Here is a 20,158-nt window from a genome sequence, read left to right on the forward strand (position 1 = left end):
TCACCTGCCCGCCGCTTCCACCATGGACCGGGGCGACCGGGTGTCACCGGTCAAGCCCCGTTCGTGGTCGAGCAGCCAGGTCTTGACCGGCAGGCCCCACCGGTAGCCGCCGAGCCCGCCGTCGGTGCGGAGCACCCGGTGGCAGGGGACGAAGAGCGCGACGGCGTTGCGGGCGCAGGCCGCCGCCGCGGCCCGGACCGCCCGGGGCCGGCCGGCCAGTTCGGCGAAACCGGTGTACGTGACCGGCCCGCCCGGCTTGACCTGACGCAACGTCTGCCAGGCGTGGGCCATGAACGCGCCGTCGGTGTGCTGCCGGACCGGCACCTCGTCGAGCGCGGTCAGGTCACAGTCCAGATAGGACCGGACGGCGGCGGTGACCGGGCCGAGGTCGCCCCGGGCCCGCACCGGTCCCCGCAGTCGGGGATGCACCCGTCCGAGCAGCTCCTCGACGTCGGTCCGGAAGCCGGCGGCGTACACCACCCCGTCCGGGTCGGCCAGGATCGTCAACGGGCCGGCCGGGGTTCCGATCGTGCTGCCGTACATGTCGTTCACTGTGCTCTCCAGAGTCTGATCACCGCGTACGAGCGCCAGGGGCGCCACCTGTCGGCGTACGCGTCGAGGGTCTTCGGATTGTCGGGGAGGCCGAGTACGGCGGCGCCGTGGCGTACCCCGAGATCGGTGGAAAGGAAGGTGTCGGGGTCGCCGAGGCCACGGAGTGCGACGTAGCCGGCGGTCCACGGCCCGATTCCGGGCAGCGCGACCATCCGGTGCACCAGTTCGGCCCGGTCGGCGCCCGGGTCGAGGTCGAGGTCCCCGGCGGCGACCGCCTCGGCCACGGCCCGGATGGTCGCCCGCCGGCTGGCCGGCATGCCGAACGCGGAATCCGGCAGGTCCAGCACCTGCGCCGCGGACGGGAACGGCCGCAGGCCCCGCGCCGACGGCTGTCCGGCGGACGCCACCCGGTCCGCCGCCACGTCCTGGCCGGCCGGCAGGGACGACACGTCGTCGCCGGCCGCCCCGGGTGACGCGGCGGCGACCAGCCGGGCCAGGGTGGTACGCGCACCGGCGACCGAGATCTGCTGGCCGACGATCGCCCGGACCGCCGTCTCGAACCCGTCGACCGCCCGGGGCACCCGGATCCCGGGCTCCTTCGCCACCGCCTCGGCGAGCACCGGATCGGCACCCAGCACCTCGTCCACCGCCTCCGGGTCGGCGTCGAGGTCGAGCAGCCGGCGGCAGCGGGCCACCGCCGGGGCGAGGTCCCGGACGTCGGCCAGTCGCAACTCCGCCGCGACGTGCCCGGGCAGCGGGGTCAGCGCGACCGTGGCCGTGCCGTGCGGAAGTCGCAACCCACGGCGGTACGTCCCGCCGGTCACCTCCTCCACCCCGGGTACGGCCCGGTGGGCGAAGAAGTCCAGCAGGGCGTCGGCGTGTAGCGGCGGCCGGTACGCCAGGCGGAGGTTGATCGAACCGACGGTGCCGGAAGGTGCCGGGCCCGGCGTACCGCCGCGTCGGGCGGGCCGGCCGGACCGCAGCTCGGACGGCGGCACCGCGTACACCTCGCGGATCGTGTCGTTGAACTGCCGTACGCTGCCGAAACCGGCGGCGAAGGCGATCTCGGCCAGGCCGAGGCCGGTCGTCTCGATCAGGATCCGGGCGGTCTGTGCCCGCTGTGCCCGGGCCAACGCCAGCGGCCCGGCGCCGACCTCCGCCATGAGCATCCGGTGCAGGTGCCGTTCGGTGTAGCCGAGTCGACCGGCCAGCCCGGGCACCCCCTCCCGGTCCACCACCCCGTCGCCGATCAGCCGCATCGCCCGCCCGACCACGTCGGCCCGGGCGTTCCAGTCCGGTGATCCCGGCGCGGCGTCGGGCCGGCACCGCCGGCAGGCGCGCAGGCCGGCCCGTTGGGCGGCGGCCGACGACGGGTAGAACCGGACATTCTGCCGCTTCGGTGTCACCGCCGGACAGGACGGCCGGCAGTAGATCCCGGTACTGAGCACGCCGGTGTAGAACCATCCGTCGAACCGGGGGTCGCGGCTGTCGACCGCCCGGTAGCACCGCTCGAAATCCCACTCCACGCCCTCGATGGTGCCGCGCGGTGGCCGGGATGACTGGCGGATTTCGGACCTGGGCCTGATCGCGGGGCGGACGTCGGCGCGGTGCCGCTCGCCTGACCAGTAGACTGGCCGCCCGTGAGCCTAACCATCGGCATCGTCGGCCTGCCCAACGTCGGCAAGAGCACGCTCTTCAACGCGCTGACCAAGAACGACGTACTGGCCGCGAACTACCCGTTCGCCACCATCGAGCCCAACGTCGGGGTGGTCGGGCTGCCGGACGACCGGCTGGCCAGGCTCGCGGAGATCCACAGCTCACAGAAGATCATTCCGGCACCGGTGTCGTTCGTCGACATCGCCGGCCTGGTCCGGGGCGCCTCGAAGGGGCAGGGGCGCGGCAACGCGTTCCTGGCCAACATCCGGGACGCCGCCGCGATCTGCCAGGTGGTCCGGGTCTTCTCCGACCCGAACGTGGTGCACGTCGACGGCAAGGTCTCGCCGGGTGACGACATCGAGACGATCAACACCGAGCTGATCCTCGCCGACCTGCAGACCATCGAGAAGGCGCTGCCCCGGCTGGAGAAGGAGGCGAAGGTCCGCAAGGACCGCAACGCCGTCGTCACCGCCGCCAAGAAGGCCGCCGAGCTGCTCGACACCGGGGTCACCCTGTACGCGGGCGCGGCCAACGCCGGCATCGAGGTGGCCGAGCTGCGTGAACTGCACCTGCTCACCACCAAGCCGTTCCTGTACGTCTTCAACGTCGACGAGGGCGAGCTGGCCAACGCCGAGCTGCTGGACGAACTCCGGGCACTCGTCGCCCCCGCCGAGGCGATCTTCATGGACGCGAAGGTCGAGTCCGAGCTGACCGACCTCCCCGAGGACGAGGCCCGGGAGCTGCTGGAGTCGATCGGCCAGTCCGAGCCCGGCCTGGACCAGTTGATCCGGGTCGGCTTCCGTACCCTCGGGCTGCAGACGTACCTGACGGCGGGGCCGAAGGAGACGCGGGCCTGGACCATTCCGGTCGGGGCGACCGCCCCGGAGGCCGCCGGTGTGATCCACTCGGACTTCCAGCGCGGGTTCATCAAGGCCGAGGTGGTCTCGTTCGACGACCTGACCGCGGCCGGTTCGATGGCCGCCGCCAAGGCGGCCGGCAAGGTGCGGATCGAGGGCAAGGACTACGTCATGCAGGACGGCGACGTGGTCGAGTTCCGCTTCAACGTGTAGTTCCGGGTCCGTAGCCGCTAAATCGATTGCCTGTGGATCGCTTCGTCGGCAGCCTGGGCGGCGATGAAGGACACAGCGCACCTCCTCCGGCTCTACGACGAGCAACTACGCACCGAGGCAGAGACGGCGGGCGCGATGTCGGTCGCCCGGCTCGGTCCCTTGCGGCTGGCCACCTTCGAGGGCGGGCGGGGCTTCATCACCTATCCGTACCTCGGTGATCCGGACGCGGACGCCGTCGACCGGCTGGTTCCGGAGGCCCTCGACCATTACCGGTCCGATCCGGCGATCGTCGAGGTGGAATGGAAGACCCGAGGCCACGACCCCGCTCCCGGCCTGCACGAGGCCCTGGTCCGGAACGGGTTCCTTCCGGGCGACCCGGAATCGGTCATGGTCGGGGAGATCTCCGCCCTGGTGGCGGATGTGCCGCTTCCGACCGGGGTCACGCTGCGCCGGGTGACCGAGGAGCAGGACGTCCGGGCGATGAGTGCGATGTCGAGCGAGGTGTTCGGCGATGCCGCCGCTCGCGAGATGGCTGACGGCCTTCTCCGGCGGCTCAGGCTCGGGACGGACCTGGAGCTCTGGGTGGCGGAGGCCGACGGCCGGATGATCGGGGCCGGCCGGCTCGAACCGGTGGCGGACAGCGACTTCGCCGGCCTCTGGGGCGGTGCCGTCCGGAAACCGTGGCGGGGGCGCGGCATCTATCGCGCGCTCACGGCAGCCCGCGCCCGGGCGGCCCTGGCCGGCGGCAGGACGCTGGTGCACAGCGACTCGACGGAGTACTCGCGCCCCATCCTGGAGCGGTCCGGCCTGGTGAAGGTGTCGACCACGACGCCCTACCTGTGGCGGCGCTGAGGACGCTCCCTCGCCGCCAGCTCGGGCGGGGGCCGCATTCTTTGCGCCCGGCGCGTATCTCGGGCAGTGGTTCGGGTCGGGCGTCGCCGGCCAGCGGTGATCATGAGTGGATCCCGGGTGATCGCCGTTATGATCCACTGCCAGGCGACCGCGACGGAGGAACGTACGTGATCAAGGCGGTCTTCTTCGACATCGGCGGGACGATTCTCGACGAGTCCCGCGAGTTCGAGACCTGGGCGGACTGGTTCGGCGTTCCCCGGCACACGTTCTCGGCGGTCTTCGGTGCGGCGATCGCCCGGGGTCTGGACTGGCAGGAACCGTTCCGGGTCTTCCGACCCGGTGTCGACCTCGCGGTCGAGCGCGAGCGCCGGGCGGCCGCCGGCAAGCCGGAGTCGTTCGGCGAGGAGGATCTCTACCCCGACGCGCGACCGTGCCTGACGTCCTTGAAGGATCAGGGCCTGTTCGTGGGCCTGGCCGGCAACCAGCCCGCTCATGCCGAGACGATCCTCCGCGCTCTCGACCTCCCCGTGGACGTGATCGGCACGTCGGACGCCTGGGGCGTGGAGAAGCCGTCATCGGCCTTCTTCGAGCGGGTCATCCACGAAGGCGGCGGCGACCCCTCCTCGATCCTCTACGTCGGCGACCGGCCCGACAACGACGTACGCCCGGCCCTGGCGGCGGGTGTGAAGACGTGCCTGATCCGACGCGGTCCGTGGGGGTACATCCTCGACATCCCGGCCGTGTCCGAGCGGTCCCTGTTCCGCATCGACTCGCTGGACGAACTTCCGAACCTGGTGGCGAAGCACAACGCGGCAGGCGGCCAGAGCGTACCCGGATGAGCAGCGGCCGACGACCTGCCCGGGCCCGTCCCGACCACCCGACCCGCAGGGGCGACGAAGCCCCCGGCTGATCGCCGAGGGCTCGGCCGTGCCGGGGTGTGGAGCGCTGTCACGCCCTCTCCCCGGTCGTGCTCGGCGGGCTTCACGGGAACCGTGAACCGCTGCCCCGTCCAGCCGCTTCCGCCGCCCGCCGTTTGACCGCGGCCCGGACGGGTAGCGCAGCTACTCGGACAGGACCAGCGGCGGACGCGGATCCGACATGGCCGGCCCGGCCGGCAGGCCGGGACCGGGCGGACGCGGCCGGACGGAGGGGTGCGTGATGGGCAAGGCTTCCGGTAAGCGGCGGCAGGGTCAGCGAGGTGCGGCGGAAGAGCGGAGCGGTGCACCGCTGACCTCGGCGGAGAAGAAGGCGAACCAGCGTTCGCCGGGTCGGCCCGACGGCCCCGCCGGGGACGCCAGGGCCGAGGGCTTCGCCGAGTCCCAGATCGGTGAGCGGGCCGGTGGCGACCGCGACCAGGGGTGACGTCGGCCGGTTCCCGGCGCGGTGGCGGCGGCGATGAGCCGAGCCGCGGTGGCGGCCTCCAGCCAGTGGCAGGACGATGCCGGCGTACGGCAGCCGGGCGGCGAGGTGCACGCCTGGCAGCCGGGGCAGAACCAGACGGTCTGCGGGCTGCCGCTGAGCAGGACCGGGCTGCGGCGCTTCCCGCACGTCCGGTTCGACTACGTGTCGACCGACGTGCTGACCGACGCTGACCAGGTGCGGCACATCTGCCCGCGCTGCGTCACGGCCACCGGCGGTCGCCGGGACCGCCGGTCCTGGACCCGTACCTCGCCCCGGCCCTGAACCCGGTCAACCCGTTCCTGGGGGTGCTGATGCCGTTCCTCGGACGCATGCTGGCCTGACCGGCCCGGCGGTCACGAGATGTAGTGCAGGATCACGTTGTGGACGTGATGGCTCTTCTTGTCGCCCCGGAACTCCACCTCGTACGTGTGGGTGCCGACGTGGATCGCGATGGCGCCGGTGGAGAAGAACGACCCACCCCAGGACTTGTTGCTGACCACGCTGACACTGGTGATCTTCGCGTACGGGATGCTGGTGATCGCGTACTTCTTGCCGATGAACGACTTGTCCTGGATGATCACGCGTCGGTCGGTCAGGCCGATGAAACCGGTGCCCGCGCCGATCGCGTCGTAGACGGCGATGACCTGCTCTCCGTCGAGCAGCCCGCTCTGGATCTGCTGGAGCTGTTCCCGACGGTCGTAGGCGATGTTGGTCATGACCCCAGGCTAGGCAGGCCGCGCCACCCGGATCATCGTCGCGTCGCGGGTCGATCAGTTGCTGCTGGTCACGGCGCGGTAGACGTCCTCGATGCGGGCGGCGAGGGTGACCTGGCTCTCGGTGAGGCTCTCGGCGTCCCGGGAACCGATCCTGATCTGGGTGTGCCCGTCCAGGCGACGGATCTCGGGGCGCAGGTGCAGGGCGTCCGCGATGATCTTCAGTCGCTCGGTCAGCGCCGCGTGCTGCGTGTCGTCGAGTACGAGGGTCCGTTTGATCTGCTGACCCTCACGGGTCCAGTCGCCCAGTAAGGTGAGCGCATCGCTCAGGTAGTCACGGTCCATCCGGCCACCCCACAGAGCACGCATCGCCATACCTCCCAGGCGTCGTTGCCGGCTTGTGGCCAAATCGTCGCCATCCCGTGTCTCGGTCGGTGTTCCTTAGTCTGTCGCTGAGCGGCTGGTGTGTCCACGTCCACCCTTCCGTGTTCTATTGACCGTGGGGACGGCTCCGTTACCCGAATTCCCGATTGATCTGGCACGCTGGATGCTCGTGCGTAACGAACGGGTGAGTGGAGTCGGCCCTCCCGCGCCGGACGGGGGATTCGCCGGGCGGGGCAGGCCCGGACCCAGGGTCGTGGTGGGGGCGGCGATCATCGCGGCTGGGCGGGTGCTCGGCTGCGCCCGGTCCAGCCCGCCGGAGACGGCCGGCCGCTGGGAGTTCCCCGGTGGCAAGGTCGAGCCCGGTGAGTCCGAGGTCGCCGCGCTGATCCGGGAGTGCGCCGAGGAACTCGGCGTACGGGTGGAGGTCGGTGACCGGCTCGGCCGGGACGTGCCGATGGGCCACGGCCGCTCGGTGCTCCGGGTGTACCTGGCCCGGCTCGTCGGGGATGACCAGCCCCAGCCGCTGGAGCACGCCGAGCTGCGCTGGCTTCGTCCGGAGGAGCTGGACAGCGTGCCGTGGCTGCCGGCGGACGTACCGATCGTCGCGGCCCTGCGTCCGGTGCTCGCCGCCGGGACGGCCTGACGCGCTTCGGCCGCTGTCGCCGGCCCGGGCGTCGGCGGGAGGCGCCGCAGAGCGCGCGAGGGCTGCCAGCGGCGACGCCGGCAGCCCTCGCACTCCGCGAGCGGAATCAGTCCTTCTGCTCCGGCTGCTTCGGATGTGCGTAGTTCAGATCCTGAGCCGGGATCGGGAACGTCACGTCGTCACCGAACGGCGACGGCGCGGCCGGCTTGTCGAAGGTGAACTCGCTGATCGGGAGTCGACCCCGGGAGTCCACCGCCGGAGCCTGCGGCTGCGGCACCTGACGGCCCCAGTGCACGCCCCGCTCGGCCTCGGCCTCAGCCGTCGCCCCGTGCGAGCCCCCGGCGTGCGAGTGCGCCGCGTTGATTTGGTCGGGATCATGCGGGGTCTGTTCGACCTCGCTCTGCCCACGTCGGAAGATCTTGCTGCCCAGCCACACAAGAGGATCGTACCGCCGGTCGACGACGCGTTCCTTCATAGGGATGATCGCGTTGTCAGTGATCTTGATGTGCTCGGGGCAGACCTCGGTGCAGCACTTGGTGATGTTGCAGTAGCCGAGGCCCTGCGACGCCTGCGCGTACTCCTTGCGGTCGGTCTTGGTGTCGAGCGGGTGCATGTCCAGCTCGGCCGCCCGGATGAAGTAGCGCGGGCCGGAGAACGCCGGCTTGTTCTCCTCGTGGTCCCGGACCACGTGGCAGGTGTTCTGGCACAGGAAGCACTCGATGCACTTCCGGAACTCCTGCGACCGCTCGACGTCGAGCTGCTGCATCCGGTACTCGCCCGGCGCCAGGTCGGTCGGCGGCGCGAACGCCGGGGTCTCCCGGGCCTTCTCGTAGTTGAACGAGACGTCGGTGACCAGGTCCCGGATGACGGGGAACGTCCGCAACGGGGTGATCGTCACGGTCTCGGCCTCGTCGAACGTCGACATCCGGGTCATGCAGCCCAGCCGGGGCATGCCGTTGATCTCCATCGAGCAGGAGCCGCACTTGCCGGCCTTGCAGTTCCACCGGCAGGCCAGGTCGGGCGCCTCGGTCGCCTGCAGCCGGTGGATGACGTCGAGGACGACCTCACCCTCGTTGACCTGCACCTGGTAGTCGGTCAGGTCCCCGCCGGTCTCGTCGCCCCGCCAGACCCGGAAGTGCCGGGTGGTGCCGGCCTTGGCCGGCGCGTCCTGGGTGCCCATTACTTGGCCGCCTCCTCAGCGTGCGCCTCTGCGGAGAGGGCGTCGAACTCCGCCAGCTCCTCCTCGGTCAGGTACTTGGCCAGCTCGGTGCGGTCGAAGAGCTGGATCAGCTCCCTGCGCATCTTCGGCAGCGGCTTGTGCTCCAGCCGTACCTTGTCGCCGTCGAGCGAGCAGACCAGGTTGACGGTGCGCCACGTCGGCGCCATCGTCGGGAAGTCCTCCCGGGTGTGCCCGCCCCGCGACTCCTCGCGCTCCAGCGCCGCCTTCGCGGTGCACTCCGAGACGACCAGCATGTTGCGCAGGTCGAGGGCGAGGTGCCAGCCCGGGTTGTACCGGCGCCCGCCGGTGACGCTGACCCGGGTCACCCGGTCGCGCAGCTCGGCGAGCCGGACCAGGGCGTCCTCCAGCTCACCCTTGCGCCGGATGATGCCGACCAGGTCGCCCATCACCGCCTGGAGATCCTGCTGCAACTTGTACGGGCTCTCACCGCCGGTACGCTCCAGCGGCGCCAGCGCCCGGTCCACCGCGACCTCGACGTCGGCCGCCGCCACCTTCGGACGCCCGCTCAGCCCCTCGGCGTACGACGCCGCGTGCTCACCGGCACGCTTGCCGAAGACCAGCAGGTCGGAGAGGGAGTTGCCACCGAGCCGGTTGGAGCCGTGCATACCGCCGGAGACCTCACCGGCGGCGAAGAGTCCCTGCACGTGCCCGTGCGCCGCGCCGCTGTCCGGCTCGACCTCCACGCCACCCATCACGTAGTGGCAGGTCGGGCCGACCTCCATCGGCTGCTTGGTGATGTCGACGTCGGCCAGCTCCTTGAACTGGTGGTACATCGACGGCAGGCGACGCCGGATCTCCTCGGCCGGCAGTCGGCTGGCGATGTCCAGGTAGACGCCGCCGGCCGCGCTGCCCCGACCGGCCTTGACCTCGGCGTTGATCGCCCGGGCCACCTCGTCACGGGGAAGCAGCTCCGGCGGGCGCCGGTTGTTGTCCGGGTCGGTGTACCAGCGGTCCGCCTCCTCCTCGGTCTCCGCGTACTGCTTGCGGAAGACGTCCGGGACGTAGTCGAACATGAACCGCTTGCCCTCGGAGTTGCGCAGCACGCCGCCGTCACCCCGGACCGACTCGGTGACCAGGATGCCCTTCACCGAGGGCGGCCAGACCATGCCGGTCGGGTGGAACTGCAGGAACTCCATGTTGATCAGCGTGGCGCCGGCCCGCAGGGCCAGCGCGTGGCCGTCGCCGGTGTACTCCCAGGAGTTCGAGGTGACCTTGTACGACCGGCCGACACCGCCGGTCGCCAGCACCACCGCCGGCGCCTCGAAGAGCACGAACTCGCCGGACTCCCGGTAGTAGCCGAACGCGCCGGCGATCCGGTCACCGTCCAGCAGCAGCTCGGTGATGGTGGTCTCGGCGAAGACCTTGATCCGGGCCTCGTAGTCGCCGTGCTGCTTCTTGTCCTCCTGCTGCAGCGAGACGATCTTCTGCTGCAGGGTACGGATCAGTTCCAGGCCGGTCCGGTCACCGACGTGCGCCAGTCGGGGGTACTCGTGGCCACCGAAGTTGCGCTGCGAGATCTTCCCGTCCTTGGTGCGGTCGAAGAGCGCACCGTACGTCTCCAGCTCCCAGATCCGCTGCGGCGACTCCTTGGCGTGCAGCTCGGCCATCCGGAAGTTGTTGAGGAACTTGCCGCCCCGCATGGTGTCCCGGAAGTGCACCTGCCAGTTGTCGCGGGAGTTCACGTTCCCCATCGCGGCGGCGGCGCCACCCTCGGCCATCACCGTGTGGGCCTTGCCGAACAGCGACTTGGAGATGATCGCGGTCCGCTTCCCGGCGAGCCGGGCCTCGATCGCCGCGCGCAGGCCGGCGCCGCCGGCACCGATGACCACGACGTCGTAGTGGTGTCGTTCGATTCGGGTAGTCATGTCAGAGGCCCTTTAGTTGATGAACCGCAGGTCGTCGAACCAGTTGAGGGAGAGCGCCATGACGTAGAAGTCGGTCAGCGCGAGAGTGCCCAGCGTGATCCAGGCGAGCTGCATGTGCCGGACGTTCAGCTTCGAGACGAACGTCCAGAACCGGTACCGGACCGGGTGCTTCGAGAAATGCTTCAACCGGCCACCGGCGATGTGTCGGCAGGAGTGGCAGGAGAGCGTGTACGCCCACAGCATCACCACGTTGCCGAGCAGGATCACGTTGCCGAGTCCGAAACCGAAGCCCTCGGGGCTGTGGAAGGCGAGAACCGCGTCCCAGGTGTTGATGACCGAGATGATCACGGCGGCGTAGAAGGCGTACCGGTGCAGGTTCTGGCCGATCAGCGGGAACCTGGTCTCACCCGTGTAGGTCTTGTGCCCGTCCGGCACGGCGCAGGCCGGCGGCGACAGCCAGAACGACCGGTAGTACGCCTTGCGGTAGTAGTAGCAGGTCAGCCGGAAGAGCAGCAGGAACGGCAGGGTCAGCGCGGCGTCCGGAATGATCCACCAGCCCGGCAGTACCCGGCCGAAGTGCGCGGCCTCGGGAATGCAGCTCTGCGTCACGCACGGCGAGTAGAACGGGGTCAGGTAGTGGTATTCCGCGATCCAGTAGTGGTCGTGCATGAACACCCGCACCGTGGCGTACGTGACCCAGGCGCCGAGCCCGACCACCGTGATCAGCGGAGCCAACCACCAACGGTCGGTACGCAGGGTTTTTGCCGTGATGGCCGCGCGCTGACGCACGCTCCCCGGCAGTCCGGCCGGAGGTGGGGCCGTCCTCGTAGTCATCTGTGTCTCCCTGACGGGGCCCGATCTGGCTGACGGGCACTGGTGGTGTTTCCGGCGGGGCCGCGCGGGCAGGGCAGGACCCGCAGCCGCGCTACCTGCGTCCGCGTCGGTGCACACGTTACGCCGCACACGGACGGTCATCTGCGCAAGGGAGTGTCGCGGGTTTCCCGTCGGTTACGAAAGTCCTGTCACCGGATCCGGGCATGGTTGTGCAGAACTTCACTCCACGTGCCGGCCCGTTCGGGTTCGACCGCCGTCGCCGGGCCGGGCCCGCTGTCCGATGAGGTCACCGGTCAGCCGGTCGGTGCCGGCGCGGGCTACAGGTCGGGCGCGGCGAGTCGTCGGGCGGCCGCCGCGCACGACTCGGGGCCGCGTGCCAACCGCTCCAGCACCGGTCGGCCACGTCGGTCCTGAGGTGCGACGAAAAACGCCGGGTCGCCGCCGGTCACCTGCCGGTCGAGGGCGTCGGCGTAGCTGGACCGTGCGTCGACCAGCCGGCGCCACGAGTCGAGCCGGCTGTCAGGCCCCTCGTCCTCGTCGACGTCGTCGTCACCGCGCCAGCCCGGCAGTCGCTCGATTTCGGACAGGAACGGGCGGACCGCCGCGTTCTCGTCCCGGATCGCCGCAGCCCGTTGACCAGGGTTGCCGGTCGCGCCGGGCGGTACGAGCCGGTTGAGCCGCCGTTCCAGGTCCTGGCAGGCCGTGCCGGCGCGGTCGCGTACCTCATGGTCGCGCTCCACCCGGTCGGCGACCCGACCGAAGCCGGCGACAGCCGCGCCGAGACAACCGCAGACCAGCAGGACGAGGACCGCCACCGCCACCCCGCCGCCGATCAGCAGCCGGCGACGTCGGCGCGCCGCCGGGTCGGTCCGCCGCCGACGATCGGCGCCACCCTCCGGGCCGACCGACCGGGCCTCGCCGGTCAGCGGCGGCTCGTCAGATCCGGCGGGGCGCGGATCGTCAGGCGTGCGGAAACGAGAGTCGTCGGTGCCCGGGGAGGGCGGGTCGTCCGGGCCGAAGGAGCGCGGGGCGTCCGGGCGGGGGGTGGTGCCGTCGTCCGTCACGCCACCCAGTCAAGCACCGCCCGGCGAACGCGGCACCCCGTCGAGACGGTCCCCGACCCGGAGCGGCACCCCGGGCGCGGTCAGCCGGAGGCACCGCCGGTGAAGTTCCACGAGGCCAGCCGCAGCGCGGGCGCCGACCACCAGGCGTTGCTGAAGGTCTGCGACTGCAGTACGGCGTGCCGACCGATCCCGAGCACCGCGCCCGGGGCGAGCGCCTGCGGGTACGACTGGGTGAACCGGAAGTTCTGCACCGCCGTGGCGACCTCCCCGTCCTCGACCAGCCACACGCCGTTGCGGGTCAGGCCGGTGACGACCAGGGACTTCGGGTCCAGTACCCGGGTGTACCAGAGGTCGGTGACGAGCAGTCCACGCCGCATCCCGGCGACCAGGGCGGCGGTGTCGGAGTCGACCACCGGGCCGGAGACCTCGCTGGCCCGGTGCGTACCGTTCGGCGAGTCGGACGGCAGCAGTCCCAGGTGGAGCGGCATCGCCCCGACCGCGGCACCGCCCGGCACCGCGTGCCCGGTCGAGACCGTCCCGGCCTCGGCGGCGGTACGTCGATCGTGCGCCACCGAGGTCGTCACCCCGTGTTCGACCAGCGCGAACGGCACCCGGGGTGTCCCCTCCACGTCGAACGGCAACGCCGGGGCGGCCAGCGCGTCGTCGACCAGCGTCACAGCCCGGTCGAACTGTTCGGCGCCGGGTACGGCGAACGACCGCTGCTCCTGGTACGCCTTGCCGTTGAAGCCGTACGTCGCCAGGTTCTGCAGCAGGTCGGCGACGGCGGTCGGCTCCAGCACCACCTCGTACCGGCCCGGGGGCAGTTCGATCGGGGCGACGCCGGCCCGGGCCTTCACCGCAGCCCGGGCACCGAGTACGGCGCCGGAGAGGTCGGTCAGCCGTACCGCGCCGAGTCGGGCGACCCCGTCGACGCCACCGGAACGGGCGATACCCTCCATCGCCGCCTCGGTGCTCCGACCGGTCGCCGAGTGGCCCGCCGTGTTGGCGAACGCACCCTCCCGACGTCCGGTCCGGCAGTAGCCGGCTGCCTCCAGCCCGCCGGCGGCGTCGACGAACTCGCGTACCCGCTCGGCCCGCTGTTCGGCGGTGGCGGTGGCGGTGGCGTCGTCCCAGTTGCCGGTGCCGTCGACCGGGGTCGGTGCGGTCAGGCCCGGCCACGCCGGATCGGGCGGGCTGAGCCGGGCCGCGCCGACGGTCCGTTCGACCAGGTCACGCAGGCCGTCGCCGTCGATCACGGTGGACGACCCGCCGGCGGTACGGCCGTCGAGGTGCAGCCGCAGCCGTACCGTCGTGCCCTGTTCGGCCACGTTCTGATGGATGAACGAGTTCGCGAACCGGGTCAGCGCCGACTCGACGTTCTCGGTGCCGACCTCCGCCTGCGCGTCCGGGCCGGCGATCTGACGGACCAGTTCGACGACCCGGCCGGCGAGGTCGAGTGGAGTGGTCATCGGGGCGGTCCTTTCCTCTGCCTGGTGTCCACGGGGCTTACTTCAGTTCGCGGCTGCGGGGCTCGCACACCCCGCTCACTCCTCGCGCTCACCGGGCTTACTTCAGTTCGCGGCTGCGGGGCTCGCACACCCCGCTCACTCCTCGCGCTCACCCGCGGACTCCTACTCGGACGCCGGTGAACCGGGCCGGCGCGGCCGGGTGACCGGTGTGACCGATCTGCCCCGGTTGCCCCTTGCCGCAGTTCGGTGTGCCCCAGGCGACGGTCTCCGAGGAGAGCATGTCCATCGAGCGCCAGAAGAGCGGGCCGATCCCGGTGTAGGTGGGGTTGCGGAGCATCCGGCCCCGGCGGCCGTTCTTGATCTCCCAACCGATCTCACAGCCGAACTGGAAGTTGAGCCGCTTGTCGTCGATCGACCAGGACCGGTTCAGGTCCATCAGGATGCCGTCGTCGGTGGCGGCGATCATCTCGTCCAGGGTGTGTGGACCGGGTTCCAGGCCGACGTTGGTCATCCGGACCATCGGCAGTCGGGCCCAACCGTCGGCCCGGACGCTGCCCGCGTAGTCGAGGCCGGCGACGGCGGCCGAGTCGCGCCCGGCCAGCGTGCCCACCCAACGTCCCTCCCGGACCGCGTCCCGCTTCGCCGCCGGGGTGCCCTCGTCGTCGAAGCCGAAGCTGCCCAACGCGCCGGGGATGGTCGGGTCGATGGTGATGTTCATCAGGTCGGAGCCGTACCGCAGCGTGCCGAGCTGGCCCAGGTCCAGCCAGGAGGTGCCGGCGAAGGCCGCCTCCCAGCCGAGGATGCGGTCCAGTTCGATGGCGTGTCCGACCGACTCGTGGATCTGCAGCGCCATCTGCTCGCCGCCGAGGATCAGGGTGGTCTCGCCGGCTGGGCAGAGCGGGGCGGTGACGAGTTCCCGGGCCTCCTCGGCGATCCGGCCGGCGTGTGCGGTGAGGTCGAGGGAGTCGACCAGTTCCCAGCCCTGGGTGCCGTACTGGCCCCGGTAGCTGGGGTAGGAGCGGCGCTGGGTCTCGCCGTCGCCGATCACCGTGGCCGAGATGCCGGCGCCGCACTCCCGGATGTGCTGGTCGATCCGGTGACCTTCACTGGAGACGAACCACTTGCGGGTGTCCCAGATCTGGTAGATCCCCTCGGCCTGGTCGGCGCCGTGTTCGCGGGACAGGGCGGTGGCCCCGACCAGCAGGTCGCCCTTGTCGGCCAGGGAGACCGAGAGTGGGTCCAGCTGGCACGGGGAGTTCCACGAGCCGGTGCCGGCCGGCACCCGTAACAGGGTGCTGCCGGGTCCGGCGACCCGGCCGCTGGCGGCGGCGATCCGCGCGGCCCGCTCACCCGCCGCCCGGGCCGCCGTGTCGGTGAGTTCGGGTACGGCGTAGAAGCCCCAGCCCGAACCGACCAGTGCGCGTACGCCGAGTCCGGCGCTCTCGTCCTGGTTGACCGACTCGACCTCGCCGTTGCGGGCGGTCATCGACTCGTAGCGGCGGTGCATCACCCGGGCATCGGCGTACCGGGCCCCGGCGTCGAGAGCCGCCTGGACCGCCGCCGTCGCCACATCGAACTCGACCATCGCCGTCCCCCTCGCTGCGCCCCCGGTTCTCCGCCGGCTCCGCTCTGACCGGCTCCAGCGAGGCGCGGCCGGCGGGACGGCATGACCGGCTGCCGGGGTCGCCGGCAGCCGATCATGGAACGACCTTATGCGAAGAAGCCGCTCAGCGGGGTGGGAGGAGATCTCCGGGTCGGATTTCCGTCGTCACCGGTTCGGTCAGCCGCAGGGCACCTCCGCCCGTACGGCGCCAGTCTGGCACAGCGGACCGACACGGGGTGGTGACCTCTGGTCACTGAGTGTCGACGGGGTCGACAGCTCCGGTGGAACGGATTTGAATGGGTCGACGGGCGGCGGAGCTGACCGGAATCTGTCGCCCGGCCGACAGATCGGGCTCTGGAGCTTATTTTCACTCTCCGAACTCTGCTGTAAGTTATCTTCACCCGCTGTCCGGGTGTGATGTCGTCGGGAACCAGTGGACGACCAGCGGAAACCGGCGGCGGCGCGGGGAGAGGAGGGCGGAGCGTGACGACACCGACAGCAACCGGGGCCGGAGACGTCGGCGACGGCCCGTACCTCGACGTGCGTGACCTGAAGGTCCGGTTCCGTACCGAGGACGGGGTGGTCCGGGCGGTCGACGGCGTCTCGTTCGCCGTCCACCGTGGTCGGACCCTCGGCATCGTCGGCGAGTCGGGCTCGGGCAAGAGCGTCACCAGCCTCGCGGTGCTCGGCCTGCACGATCCCCGGCGTACCGAGGTCAGTGGTGAGATCCGGGTCGGCGGGCGGAACCTCGTCGGGCTCCCCGACGCCGCACTGCGCCGGCTGCGCGGCCGGGACGTGGCGATGATCTTCCAGGACCCGCTCTCCGCGCTGCATCCGTACTACCCGGTCGGGCGGCAGATCGCCGAGGCGTACCGCACCCACCATCCGGACGCCGGCCGGCGCGCGGCCGGACGCCGCGCGGTCGAGATGCTGGACCGGGTCGGCATCCCGCAGCCGGCACGCCGGGCCGAGCAGTACCCGCACGAGTTCTCCGGCGGCATGCGCCAGCGGGTGATGATCGCGATGGCCCTGGTCAACGACCCGGACCTGCTGATCGCCGACGAGCCGACCACCGCACTGGACGTCACCGTGCAGGCGCAGATCCTGGACCTGCTGGCCGACCTGCAGCAGGAGTTCAACTCCGCGATCATCCTGATCACCCACGACCTCGGCGTGGTCAGCCAGGTCGCCGACGACATCCTGGTGATGTACGCCGGCCGTGCCGTCGAGCACGGCAGCGTCGAGCAGGTGCTGCGCCGGCCGCAGCACCCGTACACCTGGGGTCTGCTCTCCAGCGTGCCGTCGCTGCACGGCGACCCGGACGCGGACCTGGTGCCGATCGCCGGAAACCCCCCGAGCCTGATCAACCTCCCGTCCGGCTGCGCGTTCCACCCCCGCTGCCGGTACGCCGACGTCAACGGTGAACGGTCCCGCACCGAGGTCCCGGAACTCCGCCCGGTGACCGGGGGCGGGACCGGGCACCTGGTCGCCTGCCACCTGTCCGAGGAGGAGCGGCAGCGCCGGTACGCCGAGGAGATCGCCCAGACGGAAGGCCAGCTCAGATGAGTGCGGAACCGCTGTTGGAGGTCTCCGGGCTGACCAAGCACTTTCCGGTCCGGGGCGGGTTCCGGGCTCGGGGCGGTGCCGTCGTCCGGGCGGTCGACGGGCTGGACTTCGCGGTCCGGCCGGGGGAGACGCTGGGCCTGGTCGGCGAGTCGGGCTGCGGCAAGACCACCACCGGTCGACTGCTCGTCCGGTTGCTGGAGCCGACCGGCGGTCGGATCGTCTTCGAGGGCCGGGACATCAGCCACCTGGGCCGGGCGGCGCTGCGGCCGTTGCGCCAGGACCTGCAGATCATCTTCCAGGACCCGTACGCCTCGTTGAACCCCCGGCACACCGTCGGCGAGATCGTCGCGATGCCGTTGCGGGTCAACCAGGTCTCCCCACCGGGCGGGATCCGGTCCCGGGTCCGTGAACTGCTGGAACTGGTCGGGCTGAACCCCGAGCACTACAACCGCTATCCACACGAGTTCTCCGGCGGCCAGCGGCAGCGGATCGGGATCGCCCGCGCCCTGGCGCTGCGGCCCAAACTGATCGTGGCCGACGAACCGGTCTCCGCGCTCGACGTCTCGATCCAGGCGCAGGTGGTGAATCTGCTCCGCGACCTGCAGCGGGAACTCGGACTGGCCTTCGTGTTCATCGCGCACGACCTGGCGGTGGTCCGGCACTTCAGTCAGCGGGTCGCGGTGATGTACCTCGGGAAGATCGTCGAGATCGGCGACCGGGCCGAGATCTACCAGCGACCCCGGCACCCGTACACCCGGGCGTTGCTGTCGGCCGTACCGGACGTGACGAAGCTCGGCCCGGCCGGGCGGATCCGGCTGGCCGGCGACGTACCCACCCCGCTGGATCCGCCGTCCGGCTGCCGGTTCCGGACCCGGTGCTGGAAGGCCCGGGAGATCTGCGCGACGGAGGAGCCGGCGCTGACCGTACGGGAGGCCGGTGGCGCGGCGGTCGCCTGCCACTTCCCGGAGGAGACGGCGGAGACATCGACGGCGCAGACAGCGGAGACAGTGGCGGCGGAGACAGCGGAGACAACGGCGGCGCAGACAGCTTTGGCGGCGGGGACGCCGGCGGAGACAGCGAGCGCGACGCCGACGCCGAGGCCGGCGTCGGCGGAGCGACCGGCCGGATCGACGGTGAGTGGGACGAGCGGTGCCGAGGGAGGTGACGACCGGTGAGCGAACAGCAGGTCACCGCGCAGGTCGAGGCGGCCACCGCCCAGGTCGAGGCGGGGACCGGCACCATCGGCGGCGCCGGGGCGCCCGGCGCGGCGGAGTTCGTCGGCCGCTCACCGGGGCAGCTCGCCTGGCTGCGGCTGCGCCGGGACAAGGTGGCCATGGTCAGCGGCGCGGTGCTGGTCCTCTTCATCCTGCTGGCGGCGGCCGCGCCGCTGGTCGCCCGGCTGTACGGCAAGGGTCCGCAGGAGCGGTTCCCGGAACGGTTGGACCGCAACGGTTTCCCGCTCGGCTACGCGGGAGTCAGCGGCGATCACTGGTTCGGCATCCAGCCCGGCATCGGGCGGGACATCTTCATCCAGCTCGTCTACGGCCTGCGTACGTCGTTGATGATCGCCTTCACCGCGGCCGTGCTGACCATCGCGCTCGGGGTGGTGGTCGGGATCGTCGCCGGATACGTCGGCGGCTGGGTCGACGCCGTGATCACCTGGATCATCGACCTCGCGTTGGCGTTCCCGTTCTACATCTTCTGCTTCGCCTTCGTACCACTCGCGGTGAACCAGTTCTACGGCCCGCGCGACGAGGTGGCGTCGTGGTTCCGTCCGGCGTTGCTGGTGCTGATCTTCGTGATGTTCAACTGGACCACCTCGGCCCGGCTGGTCCGGGGTCAGGTGCTGTCGCTGCGGGAGCGGGAGTTCGTGGAGGCGGCCCGGGCCTCCGGCGCGGGCCTCGGACACATCCTGTTCCGGCAGCTGCTGCCGAACCTCTGGGCGCCGATCCTGGTCACCTTCTCGCTGAACGTACCGGCGTTGATCACCGCCGAGGCGGCGCTGTCGTTCCTCGGCATCGGCGTCCTGGAGCCGACCCCGGACCTCGGCCGGCTGATCAACGACAGCGTCCGCTACCTGCGGGACGTACCCAGTTTCACGATCGTCGGCGGTACCACGCTGTTCCTGCTGGTGTTGGCGTTCAACCTCTTCGGTGACTCGCTGCGCGACGCGCTCGACCCGAGATCGAGCCGGTAGGGGGCCCGGGCATGCTGCGGTTCCTGGTCAAGAAGGTGCTGCTCGCGCTCACCACGTTGATCGCGGTCAGCGTGGTGACCTTCGGGCTGTTCTTCGCCGTACCGAACAACCCGGCCGAGCTGATGTGCGGGGACAGCAAGAACGTCTGCAGCCCGGAGCGGATCGAGACGATCGAGCGCCGGATGGGGCTCGACAGGCCGATCGTCGTGCAGTACGGCGACTTCATGCGGGGCATCTTCGTCGGCCGGACGATCGGTTCGGGTGAGACGGCCCGGGACTGCCCGGCGCCCTGCCTCGGCTTCTCGTTCCGCAACGACGAGCCGGTCAGCGACATCGTCGGCCGTACCCTGCCGGTGACCTTGAGCATCGTCTTCGGTGCGGCGGTGGTCTGGCTGGTGCTGGGGATCTCCATCGGGATGCTCTCGGCGCTGCGCCGGGGTTCCCTGTTCGACAAGCTCGCGGTCGGCACCTCGCTGGTCGGCGCCTCGATGCCGATCCTGCTCTTCGGGCCGCTGCTGCTGATCGGCCTGGTCTACGAGACCGGGCTGCTGAGTTACCCCCGGTACACCCCGCTCACCGAGAATCCGGTGGCCTGGGCGTCCGCGATGCTGCTGCCCTGGTTCGCGCTCGGTTTCCTCAACTCCGCCACCTACGCCCGGCTGTCCCGGGCGCAGATGCTGGAGACGATGTCGGAGGACTTCGTCCGGACCGCGCGGGCCAAGGGCCTGCCGAAGACCACCGTGTACGGCCGGCACGCGCTCCGGGCCGCGATCACCCCGATCATCACCATCGCCGGGCTGGACCTCGGCGCCTACCTCGGCGGCACGGTGATCACCGAGACCGTCTTCGGGTTCACCGGGCTCGGCCGGACCGCACTCAACGCGGCGTTGAACCTGGACATGCCGATCGTGATGGCCACCGTGCTGCTCGCCGCCGTCTTCGTGGTGGCGGCGAACGTGCTGGTGGACATGCTGTACGCGGTGGTCGACCCCCGGATCCGGCTGGGATGACCGGGGTGGCTTCGCGGTGGGCCCGCGCCGGGACGGTCC

20 protein-coding genes are annotated in these 20,158 nt (G+C 71.1%); 10 read left to right on the forward strand and 10 right to left on the reverse strand.

All coding sequences use genetic code 11. From position 1 onward, the window contains the following. Both V1633_RS00710 and V1633_RS00715 read right to left on the reverse strand, forming a co-directional pair. Nucleotides 1-543 (reverse strand): methylated-DNA--[protein]-cysteine S-methyltransferase, encoded by a 543-nt coding sequence (locus tag V1633_RS00710; protein ID WP_331212393.1) that lies wholly within the window; start codon nt 541-543, stop codon nt 1-3. A 5-nt stretch (nt 544-548) separates the two neighbouring features. Further along, nucleotides 549-2,078, reverse strand: coding sequence for a DNA-3-methyladenine glycosylase 2 family protein (locus V1633_RS00715; RefSeq protein ID WP_331212116.1), 1,530 nt, complete (start codon nt 2,076-2,078; stop codon nt 549-551). A gap of 114 nt (nt 2,079-2,192) precedes the next feature. Between V1633_RS00715 and ychF the strand changes: the two genes are divergently transcribed. From ychF to V1633_RS00740, 5 genes are all read left to right on the forward strand, one after another. Continuing rightward, on the forward strand, nt 2,193-3,278 hold the full coding sequence (gene ychF, locus V1633_RS00720) for a redox-regulated ATPase YchF (RefSeq protein WP_331212117.1): 1,086 nt from the start codon (nt 2,193-2,195) through the stop codon (nt 3,276-3,278). Between the two features lie 63 nt (nt 3,279-3,341). Continuing rightward, entirely contained in the window at nt 3,342-4,130 is a 789-nt protein-coding gene (locus V1633_RS00725) for a GNAT family N-acetyltransferase (RefSeq protein ID WP_331212118.1), read from the forward strand. Between the two features lie 167 nt (nt 4,131-4,297). After that, nucleotides 4,298-4,969, forward strand: a complete 672-nt coding sequence (locus V1633_RS00730; RefSeq protein WP_331212119.1) for an HAD family hydrolase — start codon at nt 4,298-4,300, stop codon at nt 4,967-4,969. 319 nt (nt 4,970-5,288) lie between these two features. Continuing rightward, on the forward strand, nt 5,289-5,492 hold the full coding sequence (locus V1633_RS00735) for a hypothetical protein (RefSeq protein ID WP_331212120.1): 204 nt from the start codon (nt 5,289-5,291) through the stop codon (nt 5,490-5,492). A gap of 33 nt (nt 5,493-5,525) precedes the next feature. Beyond that, nucleotides 5,526-5,813, forward strand: coding sequence for a hypothetical protein (locus V1633_RS00740; RefSeq protein WP_331212121.1), 288 nt, complete (start codon nt 5,526-5,528; stop codon nt 5,811-5,813). A gap of 71 nt (nt 5,814-5,884) precedes the next feature. Here the strand turns inward: V1633_RS00740 and V1633_RS00745 are convergent, their stop codons facing one another. Both V1633_RS00745 and V1633_RS00750 read right to left on the reverse strand, forming a co-directional pair. Further along, a complete protein-coding gene (locus tag V1633_RS00745; protein WP_331212122.1) occupies nt 5,885-6,247 on the reverse strand; it encodes a PH domain-containing protein in 363 nt (120 codons plus the stop codon). Between the two features lie 54 nt (nt 6,248-6,301). Then, complete coding sequence (locus tag V1633_RS00750) at nt 6,302-6,613, reverse strand: 4a-hydroxytetrahydrobiopterin dehydratase (RefSeq protein ID WP_331212123.1); 312 nt, start codon at nt 6,611-6,613, stop codon at nt 6,302-6,304. Between the two features lie 268 nt (nt 6,614-6,881). Between V1633_RS00750 and V1633_RS00755 the strand changes: the two genes are divergently transcribed. After that, the gene (locus V1633_RS00755) at nt 6,882-7,271 is read left to right on the forward strand and encodes a (deoxy)nucleoside triphosphate pyrophosphohydrolase (RefSeq protein ID WP_331212394.1); all 390 of its coding nucleotides are present in this window, start codon (nt 6,882-6,884) and stop codon (nt 7,269-7,271) included. Between the two features lie 106 nt (nt 7,272-7,377). Here V1633_RS00755 and V1633_RS00760 read toward each other — a convergent pair whose 3' ends face one another. The 6 genes from V1633_RS00760 to V1633_RS00785 form a co-directional block, all read right to left on the reverse strand. After that, entirely contained in the window at nt 7,378-8,451 is a 1,074-nt protein-coding gene (locus V1633_RS00760; RefSeq protein WP_331212124.1) for a succinate dehydrogenase/fumarate reductase iron-sulfur subunit, read from the reverse strand. Continuing rightward, entirely contained in the window at nt 8,451-10,376 is a 1,926-nt protein-coding gene (locus V1633_RS00765; protein WP_331212125.1) for a fumarate reductase/succinate dehydrogenase flavoprotein subunit, read from the reverse strand. The genes V1633_RS00760 and V1633_RS00765 overlap by 1 nt, the downstream gene beginning before the upstream one ends. Nucleotides 10,377-10,388: 12 nt before the next feature. Continuing rightward, nucleotides 10,389-11,210 carry a hypothetical protein gene (locus tag V1633_RS00770; protein ID WP_331212126.1) on the reverse strand — a complete coding sequence of 274 codons (822 nt, stop codon included), beginning with the start codon at nt 11,208-11,210 and terminating at the stop codon, nt 10,389-10,391. 317 nt (nt 11,211-11,527) lie between these two features. Further along, a complete protein-coding gene (locus V1633_RS00775) occupies nt 11,528-12,274 on the reverse strand; it encodes a hypothetical protein (protein ID WP_331212127.1) in 747 nt (248 codons plus the stop codon). Between the two features lie 80 nt (nt 12,275-12,354). Next, on the reverse strand, nt 12,355-13,743 hold the full coding sequence (locus tag V1633_RS00780) for a TldD/PmbA family protein (RefSeq protein WP_331212128.1): 1,389 nt from the start codon (nt 13,741-13,743) through the stop codon (nt 12,355-12,357). Between the two features lie 148 nt (nt 13,744-13,891). After that, nucleotides 13,892-15,328: a TldD/PmbA family protein gene (locus V1633_RS00785; RefSeq protein ID WP_331212129.1), complete on the reverse strand. Its 1,437-nt coding sequence runs from the start codon at nt 15,326-15,328 to the stop codon at nt 13,892-13,894. A gap of 501 nt (nt 15,329-15,829) precedes the next feature. Here V1633_RS00785 and V1633_RS00790 point away from each other — a divergent pair. From V1633_RS00790 to V1633_RS00805, 4 genes are read left to right on the forward strand one after another with little or no spacing between them, the layout of a single operon-like run. Further along, nucleotides 15,830-16,912, forward strand: a complete 1,083-nt coding sequence (locus tag V1633_RS00790) for an ABC transporter ATP-binding protein (RefSeq protein ID WP_331212130.1) — start codon at nt 15,830-15,832, stop codon at nt 16,910-16,912. Beyond that, a complete protein-coding gene (locus V1633_RS00795; RefSeq protein WP_331212131.1) occupies nt 16,909-18,087 on the forward strand; it encodes an ABC transporter ATP-binding protein in 1,179 nt (392 codons plus the stop codon). The genes V1633_RS00790 and V1633_RS00795 overlap by 4 nt, the downstream gene beginning before the upstream one ends. Next, on the forward strand, nt 18,084-19,109 hold the full coding sequence (locus V1633_RS00800; RefSeq protein ID WP_331212132.1) for an ABC transporter permease: 1,026 nt from the start codon (nt 18,084-18,086) through the stop codon (nt 19,107-19,109). The genes V1633_RS00795 and V1633_RS00800 overlap by 4 nt, the downstream gene beginning before the upstream one ends. An 11-nt stretch (nt 19,110-19,120) precedes the next feature. After that, nucleotides 19,121-20,119, forward strand: coding sequence for an ABC transporter permease (locus V1633_RS00805; RefSeq protein ID WP_331212133.1), 999 nt, complete (start codon nt 19,121-19,123; stop codon nt 20,117-20,119). Nucleotides 20,120-20,158 lie beyond the last annotated feature (39 nt).

This window comes from Plantactinospora sonchi (genome assembly GCF_036422035.1).
Classification (GTDB): Bacteria; Actinomycetota; Actinomycetes; order Mycobacteriales; family Micromonosporaceae; genus Plantactinospora; species Plantactinospora sonchi.

Excerpts from the sequence above, each read along its gene's own strand:
- V1633_RS00750 (WP_331212123.1), bottom strand. The coding sequence starts at position 6,613 with ATGCGTGCTCTGTGGGGTGGCCGGATGGACCGTGACTACCTGAGCGAT.
- V1633_RS00735 (WP_331212120.1), top strand. The coding sequence starts at position 5,289 with ATGGGCAAGGCTTCCGGTAAGCGGCGGCAGGGTCAGCGAGGTGCGGCG.
- V1633_RS00745 (WP_331212122.1), bottom strand. The coding sequence starts at position 6,247 with ATGACCAACATCGCCTACGACCGTCGGGAACAGCTCCAGCAGATCCAG.
- V1633_RS00770 (WP_331212126.1), bottom strand. The coding sequence starts at position 11,210 with ATGACTACGAGGACGGCCCCACCTCCGGCCGGACTGCCGGGGAGCGTG.
- V1633_RS00760 (WP_331212124.1), bottom strand. The coding sequence starts at position 8,451 with ATGGGCACCCAGGACGCGCCGGCCAAGGCCGGCACCACCCGGCACTTC.
- V1633_RS00795 (WP_331212131.1), top strand. The coding sequence starts at position 16,909 with ATGAGTGCGGAACCGCTGTTGGAGGTCTCCGGGCTGACCAAGCACTTT.
- V1633_RS00740 (WP_331212121.1), top strand. The coding sequence starts at position 5,526 with ATGAGCCGAGCCGCGGTGGCGGCCTCCAGCCAGTGGCAGGACGATGCC.
- V1633_RS00765 (WP_331212125.1), bottom strand. The coding sequence starts at position 10,376 with ATGACTACCCGAATCGAACGACACCACTACGACGTCGTGGTCATCGGT.
- V1633_RS00785 (WP_331212129.1), bottom strand. The coding sequence starts at position 15,328 with ATGGTCGAGTTCGATGTGGCGACGGCGGCGGTCCAGGCGGCTCTCGAC.
- V1633_RS00805 (WP_331212133.1), top strand. The coding sequence starts at position 19,121 with ATGCTGCGGTTCCTGGTCAAGAAGGTGCTGCTCGCGCTCACCACGTTG.
- V1633_RS00780 (WP_331212128.1), bottom strand. The coding sequence starts at position 13,743 with ATGACCACTCCACTCGACCTCGCCGGCCGGGTCGTCGAACTGGTCCGT.
- V1633_RS00710 (WP_331212393.1), bottom strand. The coding sequence starts at position 543 with ATGTACGGCAGCACGATCGGAACCCCGGCCGGCCCGTTGACGATCCTG.
- V1633_RS00725 (WP_331212118.1), top strand. The coding sequence starts at position 3,342 with ATGAAGGACACAGCGCACCTCCTCCGGCTCTACGACGAGCAACTACGC.